This window comes from Pontibacillus salipaludis, from assembly GCF_014642405.1.
Lineage (GTDB): Bacteria > Bacillota > Bacilli > Bacillales > BH030062 > Pontibacillus > Pontibacillus salipaludis.
The window spans coordinates 1-25004 of record NZ_BMIN01000009.1 but is presented as its reverse complement, the minus strand read 5'-3'; the positions used below and the strand labels follow the sequence as shown (position 1 = coordinate 25004).

Sequence of the window (25004 nt, the reverse complement as noted above, 5' to 3'; positions counted from 1 at the left end):
ATTATTCGTAAAAATTGGACGGCTTATTTTTTATTCATATAAACATTGCATTTATCATTAAAAACATAATTCGCCGCTACCTCCAAAAGTAGCTGCAAGTAGTTAAGCCTTCTTCTCAAAATCAAACTTAATCTTATACTCTTGATCCAACTTCAGGGCTGTACTAAAAGGCTTCTTCCCCTTAAACCCTTTCAACACCTTCGTCTGCTTCTTCTCACAAAGTGTTTTAATCATATTTTGTGTCAACGTCTTTCCTGCTAGCTTTTTCGGGAAGGATACTTTACACCCTTCCTTATAGGCAGAACACCCATAAAACTTATACCGATCCACAATGGATCCTGTTGGACAAGCTGGGCACTTGGCAATTGGGGTGTTGTATTTCTTTTTGTTCCCTTCGCCCGTGTCACGCACTTGTACTTTTTCGATAGAGGCAGGAGTTTCTTCTATTAGCTTATGAATGAACTGATTCGTTTGTTTAATAAACGTTTGTTTGGATCCTTGGCCGTTACCGATTTTCTTTAGGTAAGATTCCCATTTAGCGGTCATGGCAGGACTAGACAGAAGCGTTCCTTCAATGGCTTCACACAGGGTAATCCCCTTCTCGGTCACGTATACAACGTTCTTCTTCACTTCGATATACTTCTGAGCTTTAATCGTTTCAATGATGCCAGAACGAGTTGCTTCTGTACCGAGGCCTTCGACTTCCTTCAGAATCTCGACGTCTTCCTCGTTTTCAATAAGCTTCCCGCACGTTTTCATCATATTAATCAATTGACCTTCTGTATAAGGCTTTGGTGGTTGCGTCATGCTTTCTTTAATATGAACACGTGCACCTACTTCTTCCCCGTTTTTCACTTCTGGTAATAAAGCATCTTTGTCTTGATTTGATTTAGCGGGCTTTGGAAAGAGTTCCTTCCATCCCCGCTTCACTTCCGTTCGGCCGGTTGATTTGAACGCTAGACCTTTTACATCCGTCATGATCGTCGTTTCTTCATACACATAGTCTTCATGGAACATGGCAAGTGTATTGAGCATAATTTCACTGTAGATGTTCTTCTCTTCTCTGCTTAGTCCATTGATTTTGTTTTGGGTTGGGACTGTTTTAGTCGGGATGATGGCATAGTGCTCCTGAACTTTGCTGCTGTCGACGTAGCGTTTGCTTGGTCTTGTTGAGGCAGGGGTGAACGATACGTTCATCGCTTCCTGATAACGTCCTAGATTCTTCACCAAGTATGAAAATTCGTTATCTGTGATGTAATTGCAGTCTGTACGCGGATAGGTAACGAGACGCTTCTCATACAGCTTTTGCATCGTTTTAAGCACCTGTGACGGGCTATACTTCCAGCGCTTGTTGGCGACACTTTGTAACGTCGACAGAGAGTGAAGCTTCGGAGATTTCTGGTGCTTCGTCTTCTTATCAACGCTTTGAACGGTTCCGTGAATGTCTTCCCTCTCTTTCAGACCGTGTTGATCCATAAGCGCTTGGACTTTAGCTTTGTCTTTCTCTTTAATCTTGGCTAAGCCTTTATAGCTCCCCTTCTCCGCTTGGAAGAGTCCTTCAATTTGGTAGAAAGGTTCAGAGACAAAGTTCTCAATCTCTTTTTGCCTTTGATAGATTAAATACACGGTAGGAGACTGTACTCGTCCAATTGAAAGATAACCTGAAAAGCCCTTCTTTTGAAGTAAAACGGTAAACAGGCGACTTGCATTGATCCCCACCATCCAGTCGCTAATCTGACGGGCTTTTGCTTCATCAAAGAGAAGCAGGTCCTTTTCATTCGTTTGAAGCTGATTGAACCCTTTACGTACTTCGTCTTTCTCTAAAGAATTGATCCATAGCCGCTTAACCGGTTTCCCCTTTACACCAGTCAGGCGAAGGATACTGTAGAAAATATTAGAACCCTCACGGTCGACGTCGGCTCCGTTTATGATAACGTCCGCTTTCTGGAATAGTGACTTTACAACCTTAAACTGCTCCCACTTCCCGCTTGAGACTTTCTCATAAAATTGATCCGGGACGATGGGCAATTGATCGAGCTTCCACTTCTTCCATTCAGGCTTATAATCATGAGGTTCTTTCAATTCAACGAGGTGACCGATTCCCCATGTAATCGTAGCACCTTCTGGAAAAGTGCTGTCTGGTTTTAGTTCGATATATGTTTTCGTTTTTTCTTTAATTTGAAATGCGTCAGCGTAGGCTTTCGCTTGAGATGGTTTCTCGGCTAAGATGACCACTCGCGTCATGGTCTCCACTCCTTTCAACGAAACACAACTGTACTATGAGATGATAGAGAAGGCAAGGGGAAGGATAGAAAGTTGGGGAATAAAGAGAAGAAGGAAGCAACGTTTAGATTGCTTCCACGATCCATTTTACCATCTTCCCGATTAATCGGGGAAGATATAAGAGTACCTCAAAGAAGACATCGAGATACAAAAGAGGAGAATCCCTGTGTTCTTTCCTTTTCTTACGGCTCAACGAATCGTCACCTCCACCAGTATTTTACCATGATTAGGAAGAATTGTTTAAGAAAAGTGTTGAGTAAAGAATGTTTCCGTTTGCTTTTGTAGAGGGTAAGGTGGTTCGGGAAATCACTCGCTTTCCGCGGCGAGCTAGGGAGCCTCCTCAATCGCTTCGCGCTTTCCGGGGTCTCCCCGAGGCTCTCACTGCCGCAGGAGTCTCGCAATTTCCCGAACCACCTTTTCAATATATAGAGGAACGGAAACACGCCAGATATGTAATTTACTGCTCTTAAGCTAGTGGCCGTAGCAAGCTAGGTGTCCTTCCCCACTTATACTTAACAGACATAAAGGTTACATCCATATTAATTTGTATAAGCTTAAAGTCTATCCCCTAAGTAGTGATAGATAAGCTCTAGACATTCATTCATATATAGTGTCATTGTTCAAAGCGGAGCTTTTCAAATCATTTTAGTGCTTTAGTAGATACACCTTTACCTCACCACTAAGAATATAATTTAGCAAATCTCCCTATTATTTAACTTCATCCTTTTCTTCTCCCAAATAAGCCAACGCCTCTTCAACATCCACATCCCTCTTGATATGCTCCGGCGTCCATGGAATATGAAGATCAGGTTTAATTCCTACCCCATTCATTCCTTTTCCTTCATCTACTCTTAAGAGTTTTGTAGTAGGGATCATAAGTTGAAACTGGTCTCCCCACGAAGCCTCAATTAGATTGGCATAGTCATTCACTCCAAGAGTACTTCTCCCTATTGTGGTGACAATCTTCGAATGCTTCGATACTTCTACAATGGATTCAGCTGAACTAATCGTCGAAATATCGGTTAACAGAACGACTCGCCTTGGATACTCGTATCCTTCTACTACAAGCTTTTCTTCTAGTTCTGAAAGGTCAAAGCGAACTAGCCCTCCCCCTTGATGCTTTCTCCACTCACTTTCAATTAAAGACAAGATTTCAAGCGTTTGAGGGTCTTCCGTTTCCTTGCGATAAGATTCAAAGTCTTTGAATAATCGCCCCGCATTCGCCTCGGTACAGTTATACAACATGAAATTATCTTCATAAGGCTCAATAATGGTACGTCCTTCAGGGAATAAATAAGGCGCCAACCCATAAAAGGCCGAGTCATTACCACCTATGTTGTCTCGAAGATCTATTATTAAATTCGGGTATGTATCCAAGCGTTCTTTATTCTCACTTATTAAAGCAGTAATGGGCTCTGGGGTAACAAAGTCAGTTAGTTTCATGAGGAGAGTATCTTCATTTAGCACTTGTAAGGAATGAACAGGCGTATATGCTTCCTTTTTATGGCGCTTCATCTCCACACTGTGTATCGTTCCATACTCGTCTTCTACTTCTATCGTTTGGTACTTCTCTAATACACCTTTCCATAATTCTCGTTCTTCCCCCTTTTCACGAAGTTCCAATGAATGAGATTGGACGAGTTCTGGAATCGGAATCTGGTTCACAGAGATAATGGCTTGTCCTTTTGAAAGACGATTTTCCCCTTTCAGTTCCGTCACATATAAGCGATCTTCATACCGCCTAACCCGAAAGCCTCGGTCCCAGGAGTTCACTCCTTTAACTACAAAAAAGAAGTGGTGATCGTTGAAAGCTAGTAAGTAATCTTGAACAAGTTCCCCAAATTCCTCTGGCGTCAGGTTTGATTCTTTTAACACCTTTCTAAATGGCTCTGGATTATCCCACCCCCGTTTATCCTTCCACCCAGCATAATCGTGGTGGGCAATCTCTACAATTTCGTCGAAAATACGTAAATAGTCCATCCAATCCCCCCTTTTTCATTTTTTAATAAGGCTGCCATGCCCTTATTAATCTGAAAACATAAACTTCTTCGTCTTAAGCGACACATTCAGCACAAGCCCAAGACCAATCATCATAGCTAGAACAGAACTTCCTCCATAACTTAGTAATGGTAATGGAATCCCTGTAATTGGTAGAAGTCCTATAACCATGCCGACGTTTTGAAATACGTGAAAGGAGAGCCAGCCGATAACGCCGACACAAATCAGGGATTCGAAAAGGTGATCTGCATTGTAGATTGAAATTTTCACCATACGGAAGATGATCACAAAATATAGCATAACGAGGATACTTCCGCCGATATACCCATATCTTCCTGCAACGAGGGAGAAGATGAAGTCTGTTTCCACCTCAGGCACGGGCACCCCTTCTTCATTCCCAAACAGCATTCCAGCGCCAACCGTAAGAAGGGATTGCTGGAGCTGATAACCAATATCCTGCGCATTGCCTGCTGGGTCGAGCCAAGAATAGATCCGGTTCAATTGATATTCATCGAGAACAAGTAATAGAAGTTCTGCTTTGTAAAAGAAGACGCCTACAAGCCCTGCTACTGCAAACACTGCAGTGGATACGATCGGCATAATGATTTTCCAGCTGATCCCTGAGACAAAGACGAGGCTAGCTGCTATGACAAGCATAACAAGCGAAGTCCCGAAGTCATTTTGCAATAACGTTAATCCAACCGGCAATGCTGCTACAAGGCCTAGCTTCAGAAGCAGAAATAAATCACCAGGGACAAGTCCAACGGCGCGTTTCTCAGCATGTTTAGCGATCGTAGCTGCAAGCATGAGAATGAGGAACACTTTCATAAACTCTGATGGTTGAATAGAGATCTTTTCTTGAATGACAAACCATGACTTTGCTCCGTTACGCATAGGAGCAATCGACTCTGGTGCCACAATGACACCTATTAGTAAAAGAATACCAAAACCGTAGAAATAAGGAGTAACTTTACGAATTTGATAGAAGTCCCCGAGGCAAATCACCCCGACAACGACTAAACTCAATCCAAACCAAACAAGCTGCTTCATAAAGAATGAACTCCCGAGCCCTGTTTGGAGTAGTGTGATACAGCTTATTGCCATTAATGAAAGGATGGCCAGCAATAAATAGCCATCAAAATAATTCTGTGTTTCTTCGTTCACGTTAAACCGCCACCAATATGTAAAATCTATCTGACTTACACTCTACACGATGGTTATTTTTACCACAAGCGAAAAATGAGAGAAACTAGAAAAAGGATCTGCCCTTCAACTCAGAAGAGCAGATCCTTTTAAACTTAGTTAGAGAACTCTTTATTGAATCCATATACATTTAACACAGCACGCGTTAGGATCCTCGTCCCATCAATCATTCGGTCTTGATTGAATGTCATATACGGGTGATGCAAACCAGGGTTCAGGTCGCACCCTAGCCCAAGCATGGTCGCTTTTAGTTCAGGCTTCTTAATGGTATAGAAGTGGAAATCGTCCCCTCCGGGAGTTACGGTCGGTTCCAACGTATAGTCAGCGCCTAACTCTGATACGACTGCCCCTCTCATCACTTCAATCGCCTCTTCATTCGTCATGGCGGCTGCAATTTGATTGATTGCGCCAACTTTAATGGTCGTACCATACTGAAATTCAATCGACTTAAAGATATGCTCTACTTGCTCTTCTAATTCAGCCATAACGGGATTCGTTTGCGCTCTTAGATCGAGTGAAAGAGAAGCCTTACCAGGAATGATGTTTGTATTCGGACCGCCAGCATGGAATTTCGTTACTTTTGCAGAATGAGGGACGCCTGGGTTCATACGAATCTGATTGATTGCGTTCACCAGTTGCGTACCTACATTCACTGCATTATGAGTCAGATGAGGCCTTGCCCCGTGAGCATCCTCTCCATCGATCTCAATTTCCATCAGCTTCGTGGCACCGTGACCAATCATTGGTGTCGCATAGCCATCGTCCACTTCTGCTTGAGGCCTCAAATGCACCCCAAATAAATAATCAACATCTTCGACCACACCAAGCTCGACCATTTTGAGCGCACCGGCAGCTTTCTCTTCAGCGGGTTGAAAGATGAATTTGACCGCTACTTGATCTTTCAAATCTTCAAGACTATGTATAAGATATAAAACTCCAAGCACCATGGCCATATGAGAATCATGACCGCAGGAGTGATTTGCACATTGTGTCCCGTTTACTTCCTGCCAAAGCGCATCAATATCTGCTCTTAAGGCTACAACAGGTACGGTTCCGTCAAAATTTCCATACTTCCCTACGACACCAGGACAGGCGTCAAAGGTTTCTGTTTCACACCCGTAGCTCTGAAGAATCTCCTCGATATAGTTGGTCGTCTTATATTCCTGCCAGCTTATTTCTCCATTCTCATGTAAGTAATTATAGGCTTGTCTAATTTTATCGTCGATTTGCTGTAACATGCTGCATCCCCTCTCGTTGTGCTCAATTGATTATAGAACTTGAACAGTAGTATAAAGGACAACAAGATGTCTGTAAAATATGAAAAGTAAAACAATTCAGCGCGACTTCAAAAATATGAACCTTCATAAATTCTTATTTCCAATTCTTATTTCAGGCCACTTTTATTATTGATCAGGTGTGAAACAGACAGTTTATCACTCCCCGTTACCGCCAATATAATGGACAACCCAAGTAATGCAAGAGGAAATTCAAACCCTCCGATCAATCCCGCAGGAAGCTTAACAAGTACAATCGCTCCAACCATCGTGAGTCCGAGTAAGATCGCAGATGGCACTACAAAGAGTCCAACTAATAGAGAGAGCCCACCTACTGCTTCAATAACTGCTGTAACATAAGCTAACCATTCTGGCTGACCTAATTTACTAAACACCTGAACCGTATTCTCCATATGACCAAGCTTTTGAAATCCATGAGCCATCATAATCACACCAAGGATTACTCTTCCGACGAAGAGACCCCATCCTATTTTCTTATCCATACAAAGCACCTCACTTATCCTTGCCTAGCTATCGTTTGTCTTACATTCTTTGATCACTTTCCGTTATGAAAATTAAACGTATATTGCAGGATATGAATTCTAATTAAATTGTATGGGATAAGCATGAGGAATAGACTCAACATGACTAATTCAAAAGGAACTATGAAAATTATGTAGAATTATGGAATTAGGAAATGGTTTTTTAGTGAATCTGTTAGAAAAAATGATTCGTAAAGGAAAGTACAGCGAAGATCGTAGAGGTGGCTAACGATGAAGCAATTTCTTTCAAGATATTCTCACTGGTTAAAAAATATTTACTTTTTATTAAAAAAACAGTTCGCGGTATTCAATTCCCCGAACTGTTTTCATTCGTACTAATCCTTTGCTTTAGTAAGATAAATGGCTGCCTCTTCATCATTGGTAACGGGATAATGGTGATGTTGCTGGTACTTCTCATGACCTTTACCTGTGATTACAATCCAATCCCCCATTTCAGCCATTTTTACAGCTTCCTCAATTGCCAATGTACGATCAGTGATCACAACTCCCTTATCATTCCCATACCTTTCTTGATAGCTGATTAATGTATTTTTCATTTCATCCGGAGAAACGGAATTCAGGTCATCGAAGGTAAGAATATATCGATCGCTCATTTCAGATGAGATCGATACCATACCTCTTCTCTTACCCGGGTCCCTATCTCCTCTAAATCCAAAGATATGGATAAGCTTGCCCTCACTGTTTTCTCTTACAGTATTCAAGCAATTTATCAGGGCATGAGGGGTATGGGCATAATCTACAACAAGCGTAGCCCCATTACTTAATTCAGTAAGAGCAAACCTCCCCTCAATTCCCTGAAAGTGCTGAATCGCGGAAATAGCACCTTTCGTATCTACTCCGATTTGTTTTGCAGTTCCATATGCCATAGCTATGTTATACATGTTATGTAACCCGTATAAAGAAGGCCTGATTGAGATATTTTCATTATTTTCCTTTAACAGTAAGCTCGGCGGGTTAGTTGTATAGCTTGCCAGTTTCACATCGTTTTTTTCATTCTCCCCAATGGCTAGCGTTGGAATATTTTCATCCTCAAGCTGCCTTGCTAATTGCTCACCCCACAAGTCATCCGTGTTAATGATCGCTTTTCCTTCGTCTTTCAACATCTCAAAAAGTTTCTTCTTGGCCAGGAAGTATTCTTCCATAGAACCATGATAATCCAAATGATCTTGAGAAAGATTGGTAAACAAGGCATAATCGAAACAAATTCCTTCAACTCTATACTGTGTTAAAGCATGAGACGACACTTCGATTACCACCACGTCATCTTTACTTCGGGCTAAAAGTCTGTTTATTTCTAATAAGTTTGGAGTGGTATTAACCGTTGGATAACTCTTACCATTAATGATGTTTTTATTGCTACCAAAAAGCGCACAAGAAAAACCATTACCTTCTAATACTTGTCTTAAAAGATAGCTTGTACTAGTCTTTCCGTTTGTACCTGTGACGCCGATCATAATTTTTCCATTCGTAGGAAAGTTATAAAAATGATTACTTATTATGCTTAAAGCATTTCGACTGTTATCTACTTGAAAATAAGGAACGGATAAATCGGTGATCTTCTTTTCACCTATAACTCCACATGCCCCATTTTCGATTGCCTTACTAATAAAACGATGACCATCTTGCTGGTATCCTTTGATGGCAATAAACAGAAAACCTTCCTGAATATCTTGTGAGTTACAGGAAATTCCTTTTATTAATGTTTTGGGACGTACACTATTACTTTCAGATCCCACAGTTTTTAGGATGTTGTCTAATTCGTGAAGTTCCATGTGCGCTCTCCTTTTATAAACCTTCTTAAAAAATTCTTCTACTTCATTTTTACCAAAACATCGAAAAACTCTAAAAAAGAGTAAAATGTCCTGAATGCCCCCCTATGGTTATCTGCATAGGAGCCTAACTTACACAATTCCCTCTTAAGATACTACTTTAAACAAACATTAGCAAAATGAGATCAGAATAATAGCCACGATAGGAAAATACACTGTCCCTTTTTCTAATACACATAATCCTCTCCCCCATAAATGGAACAGTTGCAAGAAACAACCTTCTATCACACTCTTTCTTATAATATACATCATAATTTGGAATATACTACGGGACATAGGGACAGGTTCATTGTCCCGCGGGGGATGTTGAATCCTCAAGAATTAGTAACCATAAAAAAGAAAAACGAGCACACATGGAATACGCCATTGTGTGCTCGGAGGAAAAATTCACTCACTCAACGTTCTCTTTCAAAAAGGATCTCAACTTATCTAATACTGTCTGGTCACTATCAAAAGTAAACTTTAAAGAGTGATCATCACACGAACCACCGATTTGCCCATTCACAATCAGGTGCCCAAATCTTGTCATAGTCATCATGATATGAGCATCAGAATCTTGATCACTAATTTCAACGCTTCCTCTTAACTCTTTTAGAACCGACTCTGTTTTTGTTAGAACTTCTATTAAATCAACATTTGATATACAGAAATTCGATGCTCCTTTAAACCCTTGAGATTCAACTATAAACCTCATGGTATGATAACCGTCTACTTTGTATAGATATTTGACACAAAGTTTAGTGTTCTCTGCAGCAACCAATGTAACTTCATTCATATTCTTATCTCCGCTCTTGAATGTTTTATCGTATGATCTTCATTTAGCTATATAACAATTTAAGCCTCTCACATACTACGGGTATCATATGATCAAACTCTTGATTTACTTCCTCTAACTCCTTTTTGAAAAAAGACTCATGTTCCTCACGCCAGAACTTCAACGTCCGGTCCCCTTCCCCTTCTAAATAAGCATGCTCCTCGGTCACTTCATTAAAAAGGACAACTTCAACGGAAGTCGTTTCAGCAATCGCTACTGCTCTACCTTCTCCATCAAGAATAATATTGTGAAGACCAGCATATGGTAATGGTTCTGTTTCTTCATACGCTAAATAATTCGAAGCTGTGGCTGTTTTGGTTCCATCTAAGACCAATGCAGCCAGTTCATCTGCCATCTCCTTTGAATCACCAAACGCCCATGCCTCATAGTCCTCCGGTGCTTGTGGGTTTTCCTTCTTAAAGTTATCCCACATTTGTTGAATTGAATTATGACTCATTTTGTTCTACCTCTTCCTATATTGTTTTGCTCGATTGATTCAAGCTAACCTTATATTGCAGACCTTTCGGAAAGACTCAGCCCCCCAACCATTCCGCATATTTCTCTTCTATTTTCTTTTCAAGGACCTGTTTTTCTTGCTGAAGTTCCATTAGTACTTCCAAGTCCTTTTCAGTATTCATCTTTTCTGTTAAGGAGGTAAGCTCTATTTCTAACGTTTCAATCATCCCTTCATAATCAGGCATTTCCGGCTGCTTCTCCTGAACTTTCATTTGCTTCCTATGTTCCTTCTCAGGCTCTTTCACTCCCTTATTCTCCTCATGCTTCACACGAGCCTCATCAAATGGCCGGTTGTATCGGTACAGCTTTCCGTCCTCTAAAAATGCACATTCGCTAAAGCATCGGTTAAGGAAGTAACGATCATGGGATACAGCAAGAACCGTTCCATTAAAATGCTGAAGGGCTTCTTCTAATACTTCCTGAGATTCAATATCCAAGTGGTTAGTCGGCTCATCTAATACAAGCAGGTTGACTCCCTGATGCATAAAGATGGCGAGCTTCACACGCATTTGCTCTCCTCCGCTTAGCTGACCGATCTTTCGGAAAACAGCATATCCAAAGAACATAAATCCTGCTAAGATATGACGGGCTTGCCCTTCTGTCACAGAGATTTGTTCCCTGAAGTAGTCAATCATACGTAAGTTCCCATCTACTTCCTTCAAAGGATGTTGAGGGAGGTAACCAAGGCGAACCCCAGCCCCAGATTTGATACAGCCCTCTTCTGGCGTCTCTTGTTCCATCAGTAACCGAAGAAGCGTCGTTTTGCCGCTTCCGTTTCGTCCAACAATGGCAAGACGGTCCTGAAAACGGAGATGAAGGCTAGCTCCTGCTAACACATTCCGGTTTCCATACCGCTTCCATACCTCTTCAGCAATGAGTACATCATTCCCGCTCCGTTCATTGGCTTCAAGGCTTAATCCCATCTTCTTCGCATCAAGTAAAGGCTTCTCTTTCTTCTCCATCTTCTCAAGGGCCTTCTCCATGCTTTTGGCTTTTCTGAACAGCTTCTCACTTGGTGGGTTGGCTTCATTCGCCCACTGCCGCAATCGCTTAATAGCTTCTTTCATTTTCTTAATCTTCTTCTGCTGCTCCTGATAGGCTTTAAACTCCGCTAGCAGGAACTCTTCTTTCTGATTTACAAATGATGAGAAGTTCCCTTCATACTGAAGCAGCTCTCCTTGTTCTAAATCCATAATCCTCGTCACGGTATGATCTAAAAAGGTTCTATCGTGTGAAATGATCCATACCGCTCCTGTGTAACCTTGAATAAATCCTTCCAGCCACTCGATGGCTTCGAGATCAAGATGGTTTGTTGGCTCATCCAGAAGAAGCACATCCGGTTCTTGTAATAAGAGACGCGCTAACCCTACCTTTGTCTGCTCACCGCCACTTAAATGTTCAAAAGAAGCATCCAATAATCCTTCAACCCCGAGCCCATGCGCTACTTTCTCAATCGTTGCTTGAAGCTCATATCCTCCTAAGCGAGCATATTGATCTTGAAGAGTGCCGTATTCCTCCATGGCTTTTTCTAATTGTTCAGGCTGCTGCATCAACGTCTCCAGTTCGATCATTCTTCTCTCTAAAGCAAGAACTTCCGTAAAGCTTTCTTTCAAATATTCCTGAACGCTTCCATTATTAAAGTCAGGCAACTGTTCCAGATAGCCGATGGTTGCCTGTTTCCTCACAAAACGCTCTCCCTCATCTGCTTGCTCTAATCCTGAAATCAGTTTAAAGAGCGTAGACTTTCCCGTTCCGTTCCGACCCACCAGGCCTACTTTATCCCCTTCATGGATCTCAAAGTTGATCTCTTCAAATAATAAATCTCCGCTTACGATTTTCTTTATATCTTTCATCGTCACTAACATATTGTTTTCCTCCGATTCTGGTTAATGTTAAACGCAAAAAGCCCTTGAGAATGGTTTCTCAAGGGTCACGCCCGTACTCCGTATATACAAAAAGAAACCACACTTGTCGTGTGGTTTCTAGGTCCGATCTATAGGTTGAATGAAGGGATTCCCACACGCTGTGCTCATATTAAGTTGCTAAAAAAGGACATACGTGTCCCGTCTGCAACAAAATCATGAGTTTGCGCACGATGAATATATAATAATTGACTATCAATCGTGCTCTTCGCAGCGTGTACCATCTCTTCATTCACCTCCTAGCTAATTCGTTATGCTTATCTTAGCACACTCGAAATTTTCAATCAATTCTAATTTTTACTCATAGTGATTTAATAGTTCTCTTGCATGGGAAGTAATTCGTTCGATTAATGAGTGAGGCTCTTTTACTTTTGCATCCTTCCCTAAACGATAGAAGAAGGGTGCAGAGTAGATCAACTCCTGCTCATCACCTTCCATTTCTAGAATCCACGTTCCTTCATCAACTCTTTTAAGGTTATCCTGAAATAAAGGATGACCGCTGCATTGTCTGGCTCCTTCATTGGTTAAAAAAGCGCACAACTTAGTCATATTATGCGTGGGAGTGTAAGCAAAGAAATCATTTAGATTCATGTCTATTTCTTCATCTTTTCCTGCTGATTCTAGCTTTAGAATCCGGTCTGCACGGAGTAGAATAATTTTTTCTTTTTCATAAGCGTAAACAGGCACATACCACAGACCATCTTGCGCGAAGATCCCCATTGGAAATACGACGTATGTTTTATCCCTATCTTTTGAACCATACGTTACCTGAATACGCTCCTTCTTCAAGCTGAACTCGAGAAGATCTTGGAGGAATGGGCTTCTTACATTACGGGCCGGTGAATAAAAACGGACATGATTCTCGATTGCATCAACTTTCTTCTTCGCTTCAGGATTTAACTGATGATAAAGCTTATGTAAGGAAGTCTTAACCTCCGCTTGGAATGGGAGATCATTCATATGAACTAAAGACTGAAAGGCGAAGAATAGGGAAAGGGATTCATCTTTCGTAAAAAGAACCGGAAATGCCCAATTGTTTTGTAAGACTCGGTACCCTCCTCCTCTCCCTTGCTCAGAATAAAGGGGAAGCCCCATCACACTTAAGTCATCGAGATACCGACGTACAGTACGGGTAGAAAGACCAAATTCATTGGACACCTCTTGTACAGTAAATGCTCTCTTCTTATTGATATACATCATAATCTCGAATAAACGAGAGGATTTAGACATGTTGCCACTCCTTTTCTAAAATAGGACAAAACCTGTCACCGTTTCTTGCTATAGTATGTCTTGTAAGAGAGTAGACTTTACATGAGAAAGGATGAAAAATCAATGTCACGAAACGTCATATTATACATTGCTACAAGTTTTGACGGATACATTGCTGATCAAAATGGGGGTGTGGATTGGTTGCATCAATTTGAAGGGGGAAGTGATTTCGGCTATTACGAATTTATGGAAACAATTGATACAATCTTAATGGGAAGAAAAACATATGAGCATGTTTTACAACTAGCAGATGAATTCCCCTATGCGGACAAGACCAATTATGTCTTCTCCTCCACACTAACTGGGGAGAATAAGCATGTTCAATTTACCAAAGAAGCTCCTGAAGCATTCATAGAAAGAGTAAAGAAACAAAGTGGTAAGGATATCTGGATTGTGGGAGGTGCTTCCCTCTTAAAAGATTTTATAGCTCGAGATCTCATTGATGAATTTAAGATCTTTACGATGCCCATAATCCTTGGTGATGGGGTTCCACTTTTCGAGAAGCCATTAGAGGAAAAGAAACTTTCATTGAAAGAAGTGAAACAACACGGGGATGTAGTTGAGTTAACCTATCATAAGTAATAGTAAAAGCGCAGTGTAGGTTGTTCACTGCGCTTTACAAATTCATTCTTTAATCAACGGAGCTAAAACATCAACACGGTTAGTCCACACATATCCATCATAGCCTTCAGGAATTCGTTTAACATCTCCTTTATCATCGAATCCTTCTGACCATTTACCCTCCCCGGCTACAAGAACCACTCTTGTATTTACAGCTTCCATGCGATCTTGAAATTTATTAGGGAATCCCCACAGCCACGGAGCTACGTTTTCAGGGATGTGGACTTGAGTATCTTTACAAGATGAAGGAACATATCCCGTCCACCCCATTCCCATATATGACTTTAAACAGCTTTTCAATGTTTCCATAGACATAACCCGTAAATTCGGAAGCTCTTCTTGTAGGACCTGTATTGGCTTATTCCCGCCATAAGCTGACAGTTGCTCCATGTTAATACCGGGTATGTTCGATAAATAGTCTGCTAGCTTCTTTCCTTCTTCTGGATCATTGCTCTTAATGTTAATCAGGAATGGTTTATTTCGGAAATGGGTCAAAACTTCCTTAAGTGTAGGCATTAACCCTACTCCTTTACCACGAAATGGGTAGGTTTCTCCCCCATCTGCCGTATACCCGTATCCTATATCTAAATTCTTTAATTCTTCCATAGTGTGTTCTCTTGTGACCCCTGCCCCATCTGTTCTACATTCAAGTGTCCAATCATGAAATACAGCAAACTCACCATCGGTAGTAGGATGAACATCTAACTCGACGATATCGGCCTCATGTTCAAAGGCAGCTTCCATTGAAGGAATCGTATTCCCTATGTAAGAATGTTCTGGTTCGAAAATCCGCTTAGCTGTACATGTTTCTCCTGTAATTCCGTCCATCGGATAGGTTTGAGCCATCCCAACATGAGCAAGGAGCTTAGGCTTAGCCTGGTCGTTCTTCTGGAACCAATTGCTGTTATTCAAAAAGATAAAAAGGATCAGTAATAATAATAGAATACCTATACTTTTCATAATTTTTTTCAATTTCATTTCTTCCTCCGTATTCTAAATGGATGTTGGTCTATGGTAAACTCACATTTAGAATAGTGAATGATACTTAACCAATCAATGGATGATTAATGATAATTCAATGATAAATGATGATATTAATTGCTTATACGGGAGTCTGTTATGAACACATTAGCCTCAATTATGATTGAGAATGGTCTACCTTTCGATAAAGGAACCATTTTCCCTTTGAACCAAACTCAAACCATAGTAGGAAGAGAAGTACACGATTGGAAGCCTGATCTTTCCTTGCCTAATATGTATGTATCTCGGAGACATCTTGCTATTTACATTAAAGAGGGAATCTACTATGTAATGGATTTAGGAAGTAAACATGGGACTTCGTTAAATGATGTCCCCCTTACACCAAACCAAGAATATAAATTAAAAGACGCCGATCAGATCTCAATTGCTGATCACCATATTAAAATGGTTTTCCTATCCTCAAGCATGGACCAAACCGCTGATTTAGGGCCCAGCATAACTTCAACCGACTCTGATTACCCTTATACTCTCAACGGAATCAATCAGGAATTACACATTCATAACCAAACTCTATTATTCTCTGAGAAAGAGTATACCTGCTTACAACTCCTACTGATGAACGAAGATCAGTTCGTAGACCTTTCTCGCATTAAAAAAGAAGTCTGGCCTGAGAGGATAAACGAGGATCAATCCATACCTGATGTAAGTAATGAGGAGATTAATGCGCTGATCTACAGAATTCGCAAGAAGACAAAAGACTTATTGACGATTAGCAATGTAAGGAGAAAGGGATTTGTTTTATCCCTGTCATCTTAAGTGATTGGAAAAACGCTTGGGTAATCATACACTCAAGCGTCTTTGTTTATATTGTCCTTTTTCCACACACATTCGTTAAATAGACCTTTTTATTTCGATATAAAAGGCTTCAACATGTGGCTTAATCCTTTTAAAACACCCATGTTGGGCTGGGTGACGACTTTCCTTATCATCGAATTGTGAAGAGACTTCGTCACTAAATCGAGTTGGTGATTGCTTAAGCGTTCAATCCCTCTTCGGAGCACTAGAGAATCATCATAATCCTTCAAGAGCGGCTTACAAAGTGTTTCATAGTCCCCAAGTCCACAGATATCCTGAGCGGCATAAATTCCAGTAAGAAGAGATCCCGTCTGCCCAAAACCCAAGAATGGAGTGATGGCTCCGAAACAGTTCCCAACAAAGAACGTGTTACCGATTCTTGGATAACGGCATTTCCCTATCATGTAATCGTCGATTGTAAATTCTTTTTCAATCATAATTTCCTGATTCAGGGTACAAGAGGCTTCTTTCACCATTTTGTCCCAGAACTCATCTCTTTTTAGTAACCACTCCTCTTTATATTGTGGATAGACAATCACGAGAGTGGCTTGCGTATTGGAATGAGGAATCAGGTAGCCCATACCTTTTGGAGCAAAATCGTTATTGAACCATGTATGTACCTCATTACGAACAAAATCGCCTTTAACAATAGCACCGGCAAAAGCTGAAGGGAATGCTACATCATACGGCTGGATTTGTTGGGTATCCCTTGGGTCGCCTGTGGCTACTACCACATGAGTATATTCTTTTGAGATGTTTTCGTAATTCGCATGGCTGTCATAATAAATTTTACTATGCTCTAACTGTTGAGCTAATTGCTTCTCGTAGGATTCCTTATACTTGCCGCGCATATTGGAAAAACCTATTTTTCCTTCTACATAAGCAGACTCTTTTTCCGAATGAACATAGATCTTCTGAACATGACTAGCCGGCTTTAAATGGATATCATAGGTTTCTGAGAAGAATTTAACAGCGTCCTTAATGGGTGCGTGAAGAATAGGCGTCATCAATTCCGCAATGTCATACTTTAAACCTAATTCCTTCCGTTGTTCAAATATATCAGCAGTATGCCCGTGTTTTTCCAAGGTCAATGCACAAGAAAGACCAGCAAGCCCTGCCCCGATAATCGCTATTTTCACAAAGTCGCCCCCTTTTTCCATAGTGTTTGTAAGGAGGCTTATTTTATTCTTGCAGCGTGAAGAGGCAATCACTAGCTTGCTTTAATTGAATAAGAAACTTTGAATGGATACCAATAAAATAAGTATACATGAAACTATACTTAGCCAACCGTTACCTTTTTTACCTCTTTGAAAATCCCTTAATCCAATCACCAACATCACTAGACCCAGAAACACCATCATATATGGATGAAACCTAAAATCTTCAGTTATCAACCCATATCCTGCAAGTGAGATCACTATTATGGAGAAAATAATTTGCAAAGGCTTTAACATCTTTGATAACCCCTTTTACCAATTCCTGTTCTTTACCAATCGCACCCGCTAGCTAAAGGATTTCCTTCTCCGTATTTTAACGAGTAATACATAAACTAAGAAACCCGCTATATAAAGTCCGGTCAATATAGAGACATAAATAATTGGGTTGGTCTTTAAGGCAATTAAAAACACATCAATCGGATAAATATCGCTACAATACTGCACATCTTGAGGTGTAAAGATGAATTGTGGCTTGCAATCTGATTGTGGCAAATAAACGATTTTACTTGATAGGATCATCGAATAAATATAGGACACGATAAAAATAGGTATACAAATCCACCACAACCCCCACCATTTGCTCACACAAATCCCTCCCTATAAAATCCTCCTATTTAAACGATGCTGCCTGTTAACGTGTAAACCACTGCTCTGGTTCAATAATCGCTACCCGGTTCGTAAATAACTAAGCCTCAACATTTTTTGTTTTAAATCAGCCTTTCAGGGTTCAAAGCATAAAGTTCAATAAAGCCACAGTTAGGACATACAAAACAAGGAGAAACCTCACTCAAAGTTTTTGAATTTGCTTTAAAAGCGGAGTTGTAAACCCTTATAGTATGACTGTCTACCTTAGCTTTTACCATTACAGATTCACATTTAATACATGTCTGTTCCACAACTCCCATCCCTTCATTTTTTCATGTTTAACTGGCCGTCACCTTAACAAGAAAGGAGTTACCTTATTGTTAAAGAAAAGCCTAAAGACTTTCTAAATCTTAACCTGGCCTCCCTTACTTTAAGTACAATCGTTCACAATGCTTAATTATAGAGTTTACTCAGAATTTTTATTGAGCAAACGTGCTGTTTATCCATTCTTGAAACTTTCTTTTCTCCTCCATATGGGGATAATGAGCAGACTGTTCAAACCTTAAAAAAGTTTTATCTTTCGCTTCAATTGTGTCAAAGTATTCTTTAGCAGCCTTAGAAGAAGTCTGGTAATCATAATCGCCCATGATAAAGTAAAACGGGATCTCTAGTTTATTAATCACCGAGGGCAGTGGACTCTCAAATACCCCCGGAATTAGTGCTTCTTGAGAAGTAGAAATTCCCCTTCGATAACGAATAACGTCCAATAAATTGTACTCACTACTCCACATCTTGCTAAACAAACCTGTATCAGGGTTCTCCATTTGCCTCGTTGCTCCGCCATACTTCATTACATAACTTCGGGGTGTTACTTGATCGCCGTTATAGATTGGGACCTTCTGATCTATAAGCGATTCAACCACCTTCTGGTCCCCAGCTTCTTTTGCTTCACGCAAAACAAAATTCCAACTTTCCACTTCGCTTCTGACGAGGTCACTCATTTGTCCAATTCCAACATAAGCCGTAAATTTCCCTGGAGCTTTAGCCGCTGCTTGCATAGCTATATATGTACCATAAGAGTGGGCAACCAGAATGACCTTCTCTTGATTTAGACGATTTGAAACATAGTCGGTTAATGCTAGTAAGTCCTTCACTAGTAACGAAGATGTTAAGTTCGAATAATCTTCAAAAAAATGATACGACTTCCCCGTCGCTCTCTGATCATAATTAACAACAGTGAATTTATCTTCCAAATCTTTTTGATAGCTGTCGGCATACGTAATTTCCGACGACCCTGGACCGCCATGTACAAAGATAAGAACAGGATTACCTCTGTCCCGCCCACGAATCATTATTTCATGTCCAGTCCCATTAATTTCGACTTGCTCTAAAGTACTAATACTGTTCTCCTCTTCTATATGGGTAGTCCATGTAGGGAAGAAAAGTGCTACAAGAATTACCAGAGTGAAGATTCCCCCAAACCACTTTACGATCTTGAATATGGTTTTTCTGCTTTTCATATGTAATATCCTTTCTAATTCATCTCCATAAATGAAACTTCCTTTCACTAAATTGGTATAATCTAGTGTTCTATATCAAAAACTGAAACCTCCTTAACTTGCACCCGTTACGTGAAAAAGAAAATACAACAATAAACTCCCAACAATAGCCAATAAATACATACCTATAAGGATCATCAGAAGTGCCAACTCTATTATTGAAAGGAGCGAGACCTTGTTCAGCAATCGCAGCTGTCAGTAGAAGAGTATTCATTTTACTGTTCATTTTCCCTAATAAAATTTTTGATCCAATCGATATCAATTGGGTCATTTACAATGTGATAGTATTGATGTTCATTAAAGAAATGAACCCGCTTTTCATAAATGGTAGCTTCTATCGGTATCTGTTTACCTTTTGAATAGATTGAAACCATAAAACCTTCTTCTTTTGACACATCACTATCCCACTCATGGTCACCCATCCTTTTGATACGATAGTTGCTCAGGAAGTCATTAAACTCTTCTGCGTGTACCTTTTGATCCGTTCTCCATTCAAATCGCTCTATACCTTTATTAAACAACAAAGATTCGAAGTTGGATAAATCATAGCTAAGTACATCATCTAACCCTTTTTCTCTATAATCATTAAACTGCTTAACGATAAAAAAGATTATTATTACAACACTTATAATTAAAAGCCATTTATTTCTCATACTCTTGCTCCCTACCTCTTCTTCAACTCTTCTGCGCTGTTAGTTCAATAGGAACACCTATTAAAACACAAATCAAAAACATAGCTTACTGCTTTTCCGAAAAAGTCATCATTATATAATGGGTTAGGATAAGAGTAACAAGCCCTACGCCGAAAAGTATCCCTCCACAAACTATAAAGCTATTTATATAGCTTTCTACCCTACTATGAAATAAAGCAGGATCCGATCCATCCTTGCCAGCCATTAATGTGCCAAAGTTAGTACTAAAGAATAAAAGTAAAAACCCTAACACAGATGTGGTAAGGCCGATAGTTACAAAACGATAATAATTATCCTTTGTCATAAAACCCCTCCGTTTCGTTCTGGTTTTCTGATATTCATTACTTAAATTGTTCAGGTAAAGAAATGACTACTCTTGCACAACAACCTCAACTTTTAGCAACACATTTGTTATTCAATCATTACAATCAGTTTCCTGATACTACTTATTTTTTATATTTGTATATATCACAAACGATATTAATACAAAAAAGACAATACCTACTCCTGACATTAGGCTTATCAAACCATTACTTTAGCAACACTCCTTATTTCATTAATCAGTTTTGTTAGAACTTGAATCGATTATTTATTTTTTCAATCGACTAATTAAGTTAGACCATCCTAAAAACTAAACCCAAATTTCATCAAGTTTATTCGAATAGAAATTAATTGCTTTTTTATAACCTAGAATTTTATCGTCACTGGTTGTATCTATTAAGCACTTTAGTAACAACTCCATCGCTTCATTGTGCTCATTCAAATTATATAAAGTCATCGAATAAAAGGTTTGAATGGCTCTATTGTTTGGAAATAATTCAATTCCCTTTTGAAATGTCCTCTTTGACCTCTCATATTCTCCTAATGTTCTATATGTACTTCCTAATCCTAATAAAGCACCTTCCAGTACACTTTTAGACAGCCCTAATTTAATAGCATGTTCGTATAAGGGTACTGCTTCTGATTCTTCTCCTAATAAATCAAAACTCCAAGCGCATTGATAGTTGATTGTGGCATCTTCAGGTTTCTCTTGTAACAGTTCCATAAGTAATGTGTTAGATTCTTTATGATTTCCACTCTTCCGTAATTCAATAGCCTTTGCTAAACCTTTTTCCAATCTTCTCACCTTCAATACTTTATCTATTTATTCCAATGTCTCTTCCTCGTTTACACAATTAGAACTTCTGAACTCATTTTAACATTAAATCCCAATATTTATTGAAAATTCTGTAATTATGTTATCTTTATTTTCTTCTTGTGTTAGGATTTAGTGAAATAGGAGGGATCATCTTGAATGAAATTAACCAGCTAACCCCAGAAAAACTATGGTGGAATAAAGATACAATAAAGGAATTTTTAGCATACAAATTAAGACCTCTAATTGATAGCAATAGCTGGATGAAAGAATGGAAGTACATTGCTCAACGTTTTAAATTGCTTCAATTTCAGTATTTTAGTCAAGAAGAAGCTTTGGCTTTTCAATGGGATACAAGGAGAGTTGAAGATACCATATTGCAAGTACGACAACATATAACGTTAGATAACGTGAAAGTAACAATCGTTCCTGCTTTACCTTTTCCTTGGTTTAAAAACTTTGATAGAAGCATCTGGACAAATGGCTTTACGAATAGTGCCAATAGCATTCAAATAGCGATCCCACCTAATCCCGACGAACAATTCTTAAGGTATTTGATTGCTCACGAATTACACCACGCATCTCCTAACAACCCGATATACGAGTTAACATTAGAAACCTTCACTTTAGGTGACTGGTACAAAATGGAGGGGGCGGCGGAGTACTTCAGTCTAAACTTGTATGAAGATAAAAGGTGGTGGAAAAAGGATTTTTCTAGAGAACTAGAATCGGAGTATTGGGAAAAAGCAAAGCAAGAGATTAACACAACCGACGACACAATTAAAAGTCAATTGTGCTTCGGGGATTCAAATAAAGGAATCCCTCAAATGTTCGGATATTCATTTGCTCATAAGATGATCAAAAGCTATGTAAAAAACAATCCAATAGGTAATTACAATGACCTTTACTTTATTGATGTTTTGGATATTATTGATGCATATGAGAACGATGCTAGCGTTTCTTACTAAGCGTGAATGAAATAATAAAAAGGCTTGGAATGATCTCCAAGCCTTTTTGAGTGGTGCTATTTTTGTTTCTGATCATACTGTTATTTGATATAAAAACTAAACTAAGGGTCAATTTTCCTCCCCGGAAACTTAACTAATCTTCTTGAGAAACAATGATGGAAGAAGCGACGCTCTTGTTCAGCAATCGCACTCGTTAGCCTTAAAACAGAACTAATTATTCTAAAACTATCCAATCTTCATATGTATTAGCTTCTATACCTAAATTTCCGGTACTTAATCAATCAAACGCTTTTAATACAAGTGGAAGTGCATTGTTTAAACAGTAAATATCTATTTGAACGCTACCCTTTTAATGATATAGGCTCTACTTGATTCATAGGAACACTTCTCTTCTTAAGAGAGTAAATATAAATGGCAGGGATCATTAAAACCAACGCGCCTACAGCTAACGCTGCATTTGTTGTAGCAAAAGCGGGGATGGCTCCAGATAAGAACGAACCCAGCATAGCGAAAATCCCTCCTAACACGTAAGTGGAACTTCTCACCCTTGAAAGGGCTCCATCGGGTGTGATTCCTTGGTGAACAGAGGCTTGCACAACAAACGCCATAGATAAAACTCCATCAAATAAGATCATACCGAAACATGATAACCAGTAATTATAGCTGATGCTTAGTAACAAAGTTCCCGCCCCTGAGATCGCAAGAAGAACAGCTAATGTTGGGATCCAACTCAGCTGATTCATCCACTTTAACAAGAGAACACCTGCTATATTACCGATTCCTGCACACGCTAGAAGAAAACCTATTGAATCAGGGTCAAGATTGAGGGTATTCTTCCCATGAATAATTACAGTTAGCACGACAAAAGAGGTGGAAAAACTTAGTACACATATCGTCACTGTACTAATAAATTGGAATTCATTATCTACCAAGTACTTGAATCCTTCTTTAGATTTCTCCGCAAATGACCTCATCTTCTCACGGACATGGTTCTCTTTTGAAGGAGAGGCACCAACATCTTCTGTAAACTTTACCCTCCACATCCAGATCATCGAGAGTAAAATAAATAGACTACAAATCGCCATAGTCATAGAAGCCCCATACCTAGCAATAAGGATTCCACCTACAAGGGGACCAATGAGGGTCGCAATAGCATCTGCTGCCTCCAAGCTTGTATGAGCATTTACGAGTTTATCTCTACCGGACACAGATGGGATCATAGCATTAAAAGCCGTTCTGCTTGCAAGTCCACTCACACCTGCTAAGAATAATAACGAAGCGATGAGCAGACTATTTATTTGATTAGAAAATAGCAGTAATGACAGAAAGAAAACAATAATAAAGGAAAAGAGTTTTGAAAATACCGCAATAGTCCGCTTATTCTTACCTTCAATCCAAGTTCCCATTGGCACTGCTAGCAGAATGGAACCTAGTTGCTGAGAAAGAGCTACTAAACCTGTAATGAACGGAGATTTAGTTAAACTTAAAACAATGAGCGGAATGGCTAGCTCCTTAAATCGCCCTCCTAATATACTACTTAAATTTGATGACCACATTTTCATGAAATTGCGGTTCACCAAATAGTATGAAAACATATATAACACCTCTTTTGACTTGAAAAGAATGTGGTAAAAAGCTAAGTTTCTTAAAAGGAAAACTAGCTTCTCTATTACAATTGGGGTCTACAGGAAATTAATTAAGCAATTACACATATTATCCCTTCATCTCCTGCATGATTCTCTTCACCCTTAAACTACATAAAATAGGTTGCCTTAATCCCTTTTCAATACCTAACGAATAGATAGATCAACCTTTCATTTTCATTAATAAAAGGATTAATAACACAATTAAAGTTAAGATTATGAATACCACTGAAAGAGAAACAATTGGAACATAACTCAAAAGACCACCTCTTTTCTTGCCATCATTATTAATCTATTAATTCAGGTGCTACTTCAATTTTTATAATGATCACCTATAGAACCCAATTCTTTAAGACTGAAGTTCATTATAATTATTTCTTGGTCGAATATTTATTTTCTACAATTTTAGATACACCCGTAAGAATCAATCCTGTAGTCGCCAAAATATAAGAAGAGATATTACTAACATTTAATTCATTATCCATAATAGCTAGAGCTAGACCACCTACTACAAACATTAAGAACCCTACCCAGAATAATTTTCTATGTATCATACTACACCCCATTATTGGACTTATCTTTTATCTCATCTGATATAAACTCCCTTCCACGTCCATTTACGCTATCATCTCAACTTCGTTTCTAACTTGCGATTATCCAGAATTGATGTAACTTTCCTGCTACGTTATAAAAAACGGCTGTTCTTATTAAACAAACAATCGCACCCTTTACTTTAATAAGAGATTCATGAAAAATAAATGTTTACACCTACTAGGGCTATTATCGAAAAGATATACAATGACGAAGCAATTCTTCGGTTGCTTCGTGGAACTTCTTTGTTTTTTAGAACTCTCAGTTGTTTAATAGTCAACAAAATAAACACAAAAATTGAGACTATAAGCAATTCATTCATTTTCTTCACCTCTAAATGGTATTTAACAAACCTGCCTCGTTCGTAATATAAGGTTAACCAGTTTTTACTGGTTGATCATTTTTTATATGGATCTATTATAACAGTAGCCGGGGTAGAACGTCTCTGCCCGTGGGGCTTGACCCCGTAAACTAAACCGTTCACCC

At 39.3% G+C, this 25004-nt stretch carries 24 protein-coding genes; 3 read left to right on the top strand and 21 right to left on the bottom strand.

All coding sequences use genetic code 11. From position 1 onward, the window contains the following. Window positions 1-102: 102 nt before the first annotated feature. The 11 genes from IEW76_RS11040 to IEW76_RS10995 form a co-directional block, all read right to left on the bottom strand. Window positions 103-2244 carry a type IA DNA topoisomerase gene (locus tag IEW76_RS11040; protein WP_188653793.1) on the bottom strand — a complete coding sequence of 714 codons (2142 nt, stop codon included), beginning with the start codon at window positions 2242-2244 and terminating at the stop codon, window positions 103-105. Window positions 2245-2991: 747 nt separating this feature from the next. Next, window positions 2992-4263 (bottom strand): S41 family peptidase, encoded by a 1272-nt coding sequence (locus tag IEW76_RS11035; protein ID WP_188653790.1) that lies wholly within the window; start codon window positions 4261-4263, stop codon window positions 2992-2994. A 45-nt stretch (window positions 4264-4308) separates the two neighbouring features. Further along, window positions 4309-5445 carry an FtsW/RodA/SpoVE family cell cycle protein gene (locus tag IEW76_RS11030; protein ID WP_188653788.1) on the bottom strand — a complete coding sequence of 379 codons (1137 nt, stop codon included), beginning with the start codon at window positions 5443-5445 and terminating at the stop codon, window positions 4309-4311. Between the two features lie 134 nt (window positions 5446-5579). Continuing rightward, on the bottom strand, window positions 5580-6722 hold the full coding sequence (locus tag IEW76_RS11025; protein ID WP_188653786.1) for a M20 peptidase aminoacylase family protein: 1143 nt from the start codon (window positions 6720-6722) through the stop codon (window positions 5580-5582). 146 nt (window positions 6723-6868) lie between these two features. Further along, window positions 6869-7261: a DoxX family protein gene (locus IEW76_RS11020; RefSeq protein ID WP_188653784.1), complete on the bottom strand. Its 393-nt coding sequence runs from the start codon at window positions 7259-7261 to the stop codon at window positions 6869-6871. 374 nt (window positions 7262-7635) lie between these two features. Then, window positions 7636-9093 (bottom strand): UDP-N-acetylmuramoyl-L-alanyl-D-glutamate--2,6-diaminopimelate ligase, encoded by a 1458-nt coding sequence (locus IEW76_RS11015; RefSeq protein ID WP_188653782.1) that lies wholly within the window; start codon window positions 9091-9093, stop codon window positions 7636-7638. Between the two features lie 448 nt (window positions 9094-9541). Continuing rightward, window positions 9542-9925 (bottom strand): hypothetical protein, encoded by a 384-nt coding sequence (locus IEW76_RS11010; protein WP_188653780.1) that lies wholly within the window; start codon window positions 9923-9925, stop codon window positions 9542-9544. 43 nt (window positions 9926-9968) lie between these two features. Further along, entirely contained in the window at window positions 9969-10421 is a 453-nt protein-coding gene (locus IEW76_RS11005; RefSeq protein ID WP_188653778.1) for an ASCH domain-containing protein, read from the bottom strand. A gap of 76 nt (window positions 10422-10497) precedes the next feature. Beyond that, on the bottom strand, window positions 10498-12345 hold the full coding sequence (gene abc-f / locus IEW76_RS11000; protein WP_188653776.1) for a ribosomal protection-like ABC-F family protein: 1848 nt from the start codon (window positions 12343-12345) through the stop codon (window positions 10498-10500). A 164-nt stretch (window positions 12346-12509) separates the two neighbouring features. Next, window positions 12510-12626: an RAxF-45 family protein gene (locus IEW76_RS21090; RefSeq protein WP_369094772.1), complete on the bottom strand. Its 117-nt coding sequence runs from the start codon at window positions 12624-12626 to the stop codon at window positions 12510-12512. Between the two features lie 73 nt (window positions 12627-12699). Beyond that, the gene (locus tag IEW76_RS10995) at window positions 12700-13632 is read right to left on the bottom strand and encodes a helix-turn-helix transcriptional regulator (protein ID WP_188653774.1); all 933 of its coding nucleotides are present in this window, start codon (window positions 13630-13632) and stop codon (window positions 12700-12702) included. A 102-nt stretch (window positions 13633-13734) separates the two neighbouring features. On the opposite strand from IEW76_RS10995, the gene IEW76_RS10990 reads away from it, so the two are divergent. Beyond that, window positions 13735-14253: a dihydrofolate reductase family protein gene (locus IEW76_RS10990; RefSeq protein ID WP_188653772.1), complete on the top strand. Its 519-nt coding sequence runs from the start codon at window positions 13735-13737 to the stop codon at window positions 14251-14253. 42 nt (window positions 14254-14295) lie between these two features. Here IEW76_RS10990 and IEW76_RS10985 read toward each other — a convergent pair whose 3' ends face one another. Beyond that, the gene (locus IEW76_RS10985; protein ID WP_188653770.1) at window positions 14296-15270 is read right to left on the bottom strand and encodes a glycerophosphodiester phosphodiesterase family protein; all 975 of its coding nucleotides are present in this window, start codon (window positions 15268-15270) and stop codon (window positions 14296-14298) included. 141 nt (window positions 15271-15411) lie between these two features. On the opposite strand from IEW76_RS10985, the gene IEW76_RS10980 reads away from it, so the two are divergent. After that, entirely contained in the window at window positions 15412-16089 is a 678-nt protein-coding gene (locus IEW76_RS10980) for an FHA domain-containing protein (protein WP_188653768.1), read from the top strand. 89 nt (window positions 16090-16178) lie between these two features. Here the strand turns inward: IEW76_RS10980 and IEW76_RS10975 are convergent, their stop codons facing one another. The 7 genes from IEW76_RS10975 to IEW76_RS10945 form a co-directional block, all read right to left on the bottom strand. Beyond that, entirely contained in the window at window positions 16179-17267 is a 1089-nt protein-coding gene (locus IEW76_RS10975) for an NAD(P)-binding protein (RefSeq protein WP_188653766.1), read from the bottom strand. A gap of 81 nt (window positions 17268-17348) precedes the next feature. Next, the gene (locus IEW76_RS20865) at window positions 17349-17486 is read right to left on the bottom strand and encodes a DUF3953 domain-containing protein (protein WP_268235063.1); all 138 of its coding nucleotides are present in this window, start codon (window positions 17484-17486) and stop codon (window positions 17349-17351) included. A 144-nt stretch (window positions 17487-17630) separates the two neighbouring features. Then, a complete protein-coding gene (locus IEW76_RS10965) occupies window positions 17631-17930 on the bottom strand; it encodes a DUF4306 domain-containing protein (RefSeq protein ID WP_188653762.1) in 300 nt (99 codons plus the stop codon). A 479-nt stretch (window positions 17931-18409) separates the two neighbouring features. Continuing rightward, the gene (locus IEW76_RS10960) at window positions 18410-19450 is read right to left on the bottom strand and encodes an alpha/beta fold hydrolase (RefSeq protein WP_188653760.1); all 1041 of its coding nucleotides are present in this window, start codon (window positions 19448-19450) and stop codon (window positions 18410-18412) included. 254 nt (window positions 19451-19704) lie between these two features. Continuing rightward, the gene (locus IEW76_RS10955) at window positions 19705-20142 is read right to left on the bottom strand and encodes a hypothetical protein (RefSeq protein ID WP_188653758.1); all 438 of its coding nucleotides are present in this window, start codon (window positions 20140-20142) and stop codon (window positions 19705-19707) included. 85 nt (window positions 20143-20227) lie between these two features. After that, window positions 20228-20485 (bottom strand): hypothetical protein, encoded by a 258-nt coding sequence (locus IEW76_RS10950; protein WP_188653756.1) that lies wholly within the window; start codon window positions 20483-20485, stop codon window positions 20228-20230. A gap of 327 nt (window positions 20486-20812) precedes the next feature. Continuing rightward, window positions 20813-21298: a tetratricopeptide repeat protein gene (locus IEW76_RS10945; RefSeq protein ID WP_188653755.1), complete on the bottom strand. Its 486-nt coding sequence runs from the start codon at window positions 21296-21298 to the stop codon at window positions 20813-20815. Between the two features lie 173 nt (window positions 21299-21471). On the opposite strand from IEW76_RS10945, the gene IEW76_RS10940 reads away from it, so the two are divergent. Then, window positions 21472-22284: a DUF2268 domain-containing putative Zn-dependent protease gene (locus IEW76_RS10940; protein ID WP_229721209.1), complete on the top strand. Its 813-nt coding sequence runs from the start codon at window positions 21472-21474 to the stop codon at window positions 22282-22284. Between the two features lie 341 nt (window positions 22285-22625). Here IEW76_RS10940 and IEW76_RS10935 read toward each other — a convergent pair whose 3' ends face one another. Both IEW76_RS10935 and IEW76_RS10930 read right to left on the bottom strand, forming a co-directional pair. Continuing rightward, window positions 22626-23879: an MFS transporter gene (locus IEW76_RS10935; protein ID WP_188653753.1), complete on the bottom strand. Its 1254-nt coding sequence runs from the start codon at window positions 23877-23879 to the stop codon at window positions 22626-22628. Window positions 23880-24298: 419 nt separating this feature from the next. Beyond that, window positions 24299-24481 (bottom strand): hypothetical protein, encoded by a 183-nt coding sequence (locus IEW76_RS10930; protein ID WP_188653751.1) that lies wholly within the window; start codon window positions 24479-24481, stop codon window positions 24299-24301. Between the last annotated feature and the right edge of the window lie 523 nt (window positions 24482-25004).

What these genes read in the sequence shown, in the direction of transcription:
- IEW76_RS11040 (WP_188653793.1), bottom strand. Translation starts at nt 2,244, where the DNA reads ATGACGCGAGTGGTCATCTTAGCCGAGAAACCATCTCAAGCGAAAGCC.
- IEW76_RS11035 (WP_188653790.1), bottom strand. Translation starts at nt 4,263, where the DNA reads ATGGACTATTTACGTATTTTCGACGAAATTGTAGAGATTGCCCACCAC.
- IEW76_RS11025 (WP_188653786.1), bottom strand. Translation starts at nt 6,722, where the DNA reads ATGTTACAGCAAATCGACGATAAAATTAGACAAGCCTATAATTACTTA.
- IEW76_RS11020 (WP_188653784.1), bottom strand. Translation starts at nt 7,261, where the DNA reads ATGGATAAGAAAATAGGATGGGGTCTCTTCGTCGGAAGAGTAATCCTT.
- IEW76_RS11015 (WP_188653782.1), bottom strand. Translation starts at nt 9,093, where the DNA reads ATGGAACTTCACGAATTAGACAACATCCTAAAAACTGTGGGATCTGAA.
- IEW76_RS11010 (WP_188653780.1), bottom strand. Translation starts at nt 9,925, where the DNA reads ATGAATGAAGTTACATTGGTTGCTGCAGAGAACACTAAACTTTGTGTC.
- IEW76_RS11005 (WP_188653778.1), bottom strand. Translation starts at nt 10,421, where the DNA reads ATGAGTCATAATTCAATTCAACAAATGTGGGATAACTTTAAGAAGGAA.
- abc-f (WP_188653776.1), bottom strand. Translation starts at nt 12,345, where the DNA reads ATGTTAGTGACGATGAAAGATATAAAGAAAATCGTAAGCGGAGATTTA.
- IEW76_RS21090 (WP_369094772.1), bottom strand. Translation starts at nt 12,626, where the DNA reads ATGGTACACGCTGCGAAGAGCACGATTGATAGTCAATTATTATATATT.
- IEW76_RS10995 (WP_188653774.1), bottom strand. Translation starts at nt 13,632, where the DNA reads ATGTCTAAATCCTCTCGTTTATTCGAGATTATGATGTATATCAATAAG.
- IEW76_RS10990 (WP_188653772.1), top strand. Translation starts at nt 13,735, where the DNA reads ATGTCACGAAACGTCATATTATACATTGCTACAAGTTTTGACGGATAC.
- IEW76_RS10985 (WP_188653770.1), bottom strand. Translation starts at nt 15,270, where the DNA reads ATGAAATTGAAAAAAATTATGAAAAGTATAGGTATTCTATTATTATTA.
- IEW76_RS10980 (WP_188653768.1), top strand. Translation starts at nt 15,412, where the DNA reads ATGAACACATTAGCCTCAATTATGATTGAGAATGGTCTACCTTTCGAT.
- IEW76_RS20865 (WP_268235063.1), bottom strand. Translation starts at nt 17,486, where the DNA reads ATGGTGTTTCTGGGTCTAGTGATGTTGGTGATTGGATTAAGGGATTTT.
- IEW76_RS10960 (WP_188653760.1), bottom strand. Translation starts at nt 19,450, where the DNA reads ATGAAAAGCAGAAAAACCATATTCAAGATCGTAAAGTGGTTTGGGGGA.
- IEW76_RS10955 (WP_188653758.1), bottom strand. Translation starts at nt 20,142, where the DNA reads ATGAGAAATAAATGGCTTTTAATTATAAGTGTTGTAATAATAATCTTT.
- IEW76_RS10950 (WP_188653756.1), bottom strand. Translation starts at nt 20,485, where the DNA reads ATGACAAAGGATAATTATTATCGTTTTGTAACTATCGGCCTTACCACA.
- IEW76_RS10935 (WP_188653753.1), bottom strand. Translation starts at nt 23,879, where the DNA reads ATGTTTTCATACTATTTGGTGAACCGCAATTTCATGAAAATGTGGTCA.
- IEW76_RS10930 (WP_188653751.1), bottom strand. Translation starts at nt 24,481, where the DNA reads ATGATACATAGAAAATTATTCTGGGTAGGGTTCTTAATGTTTGTAGTA.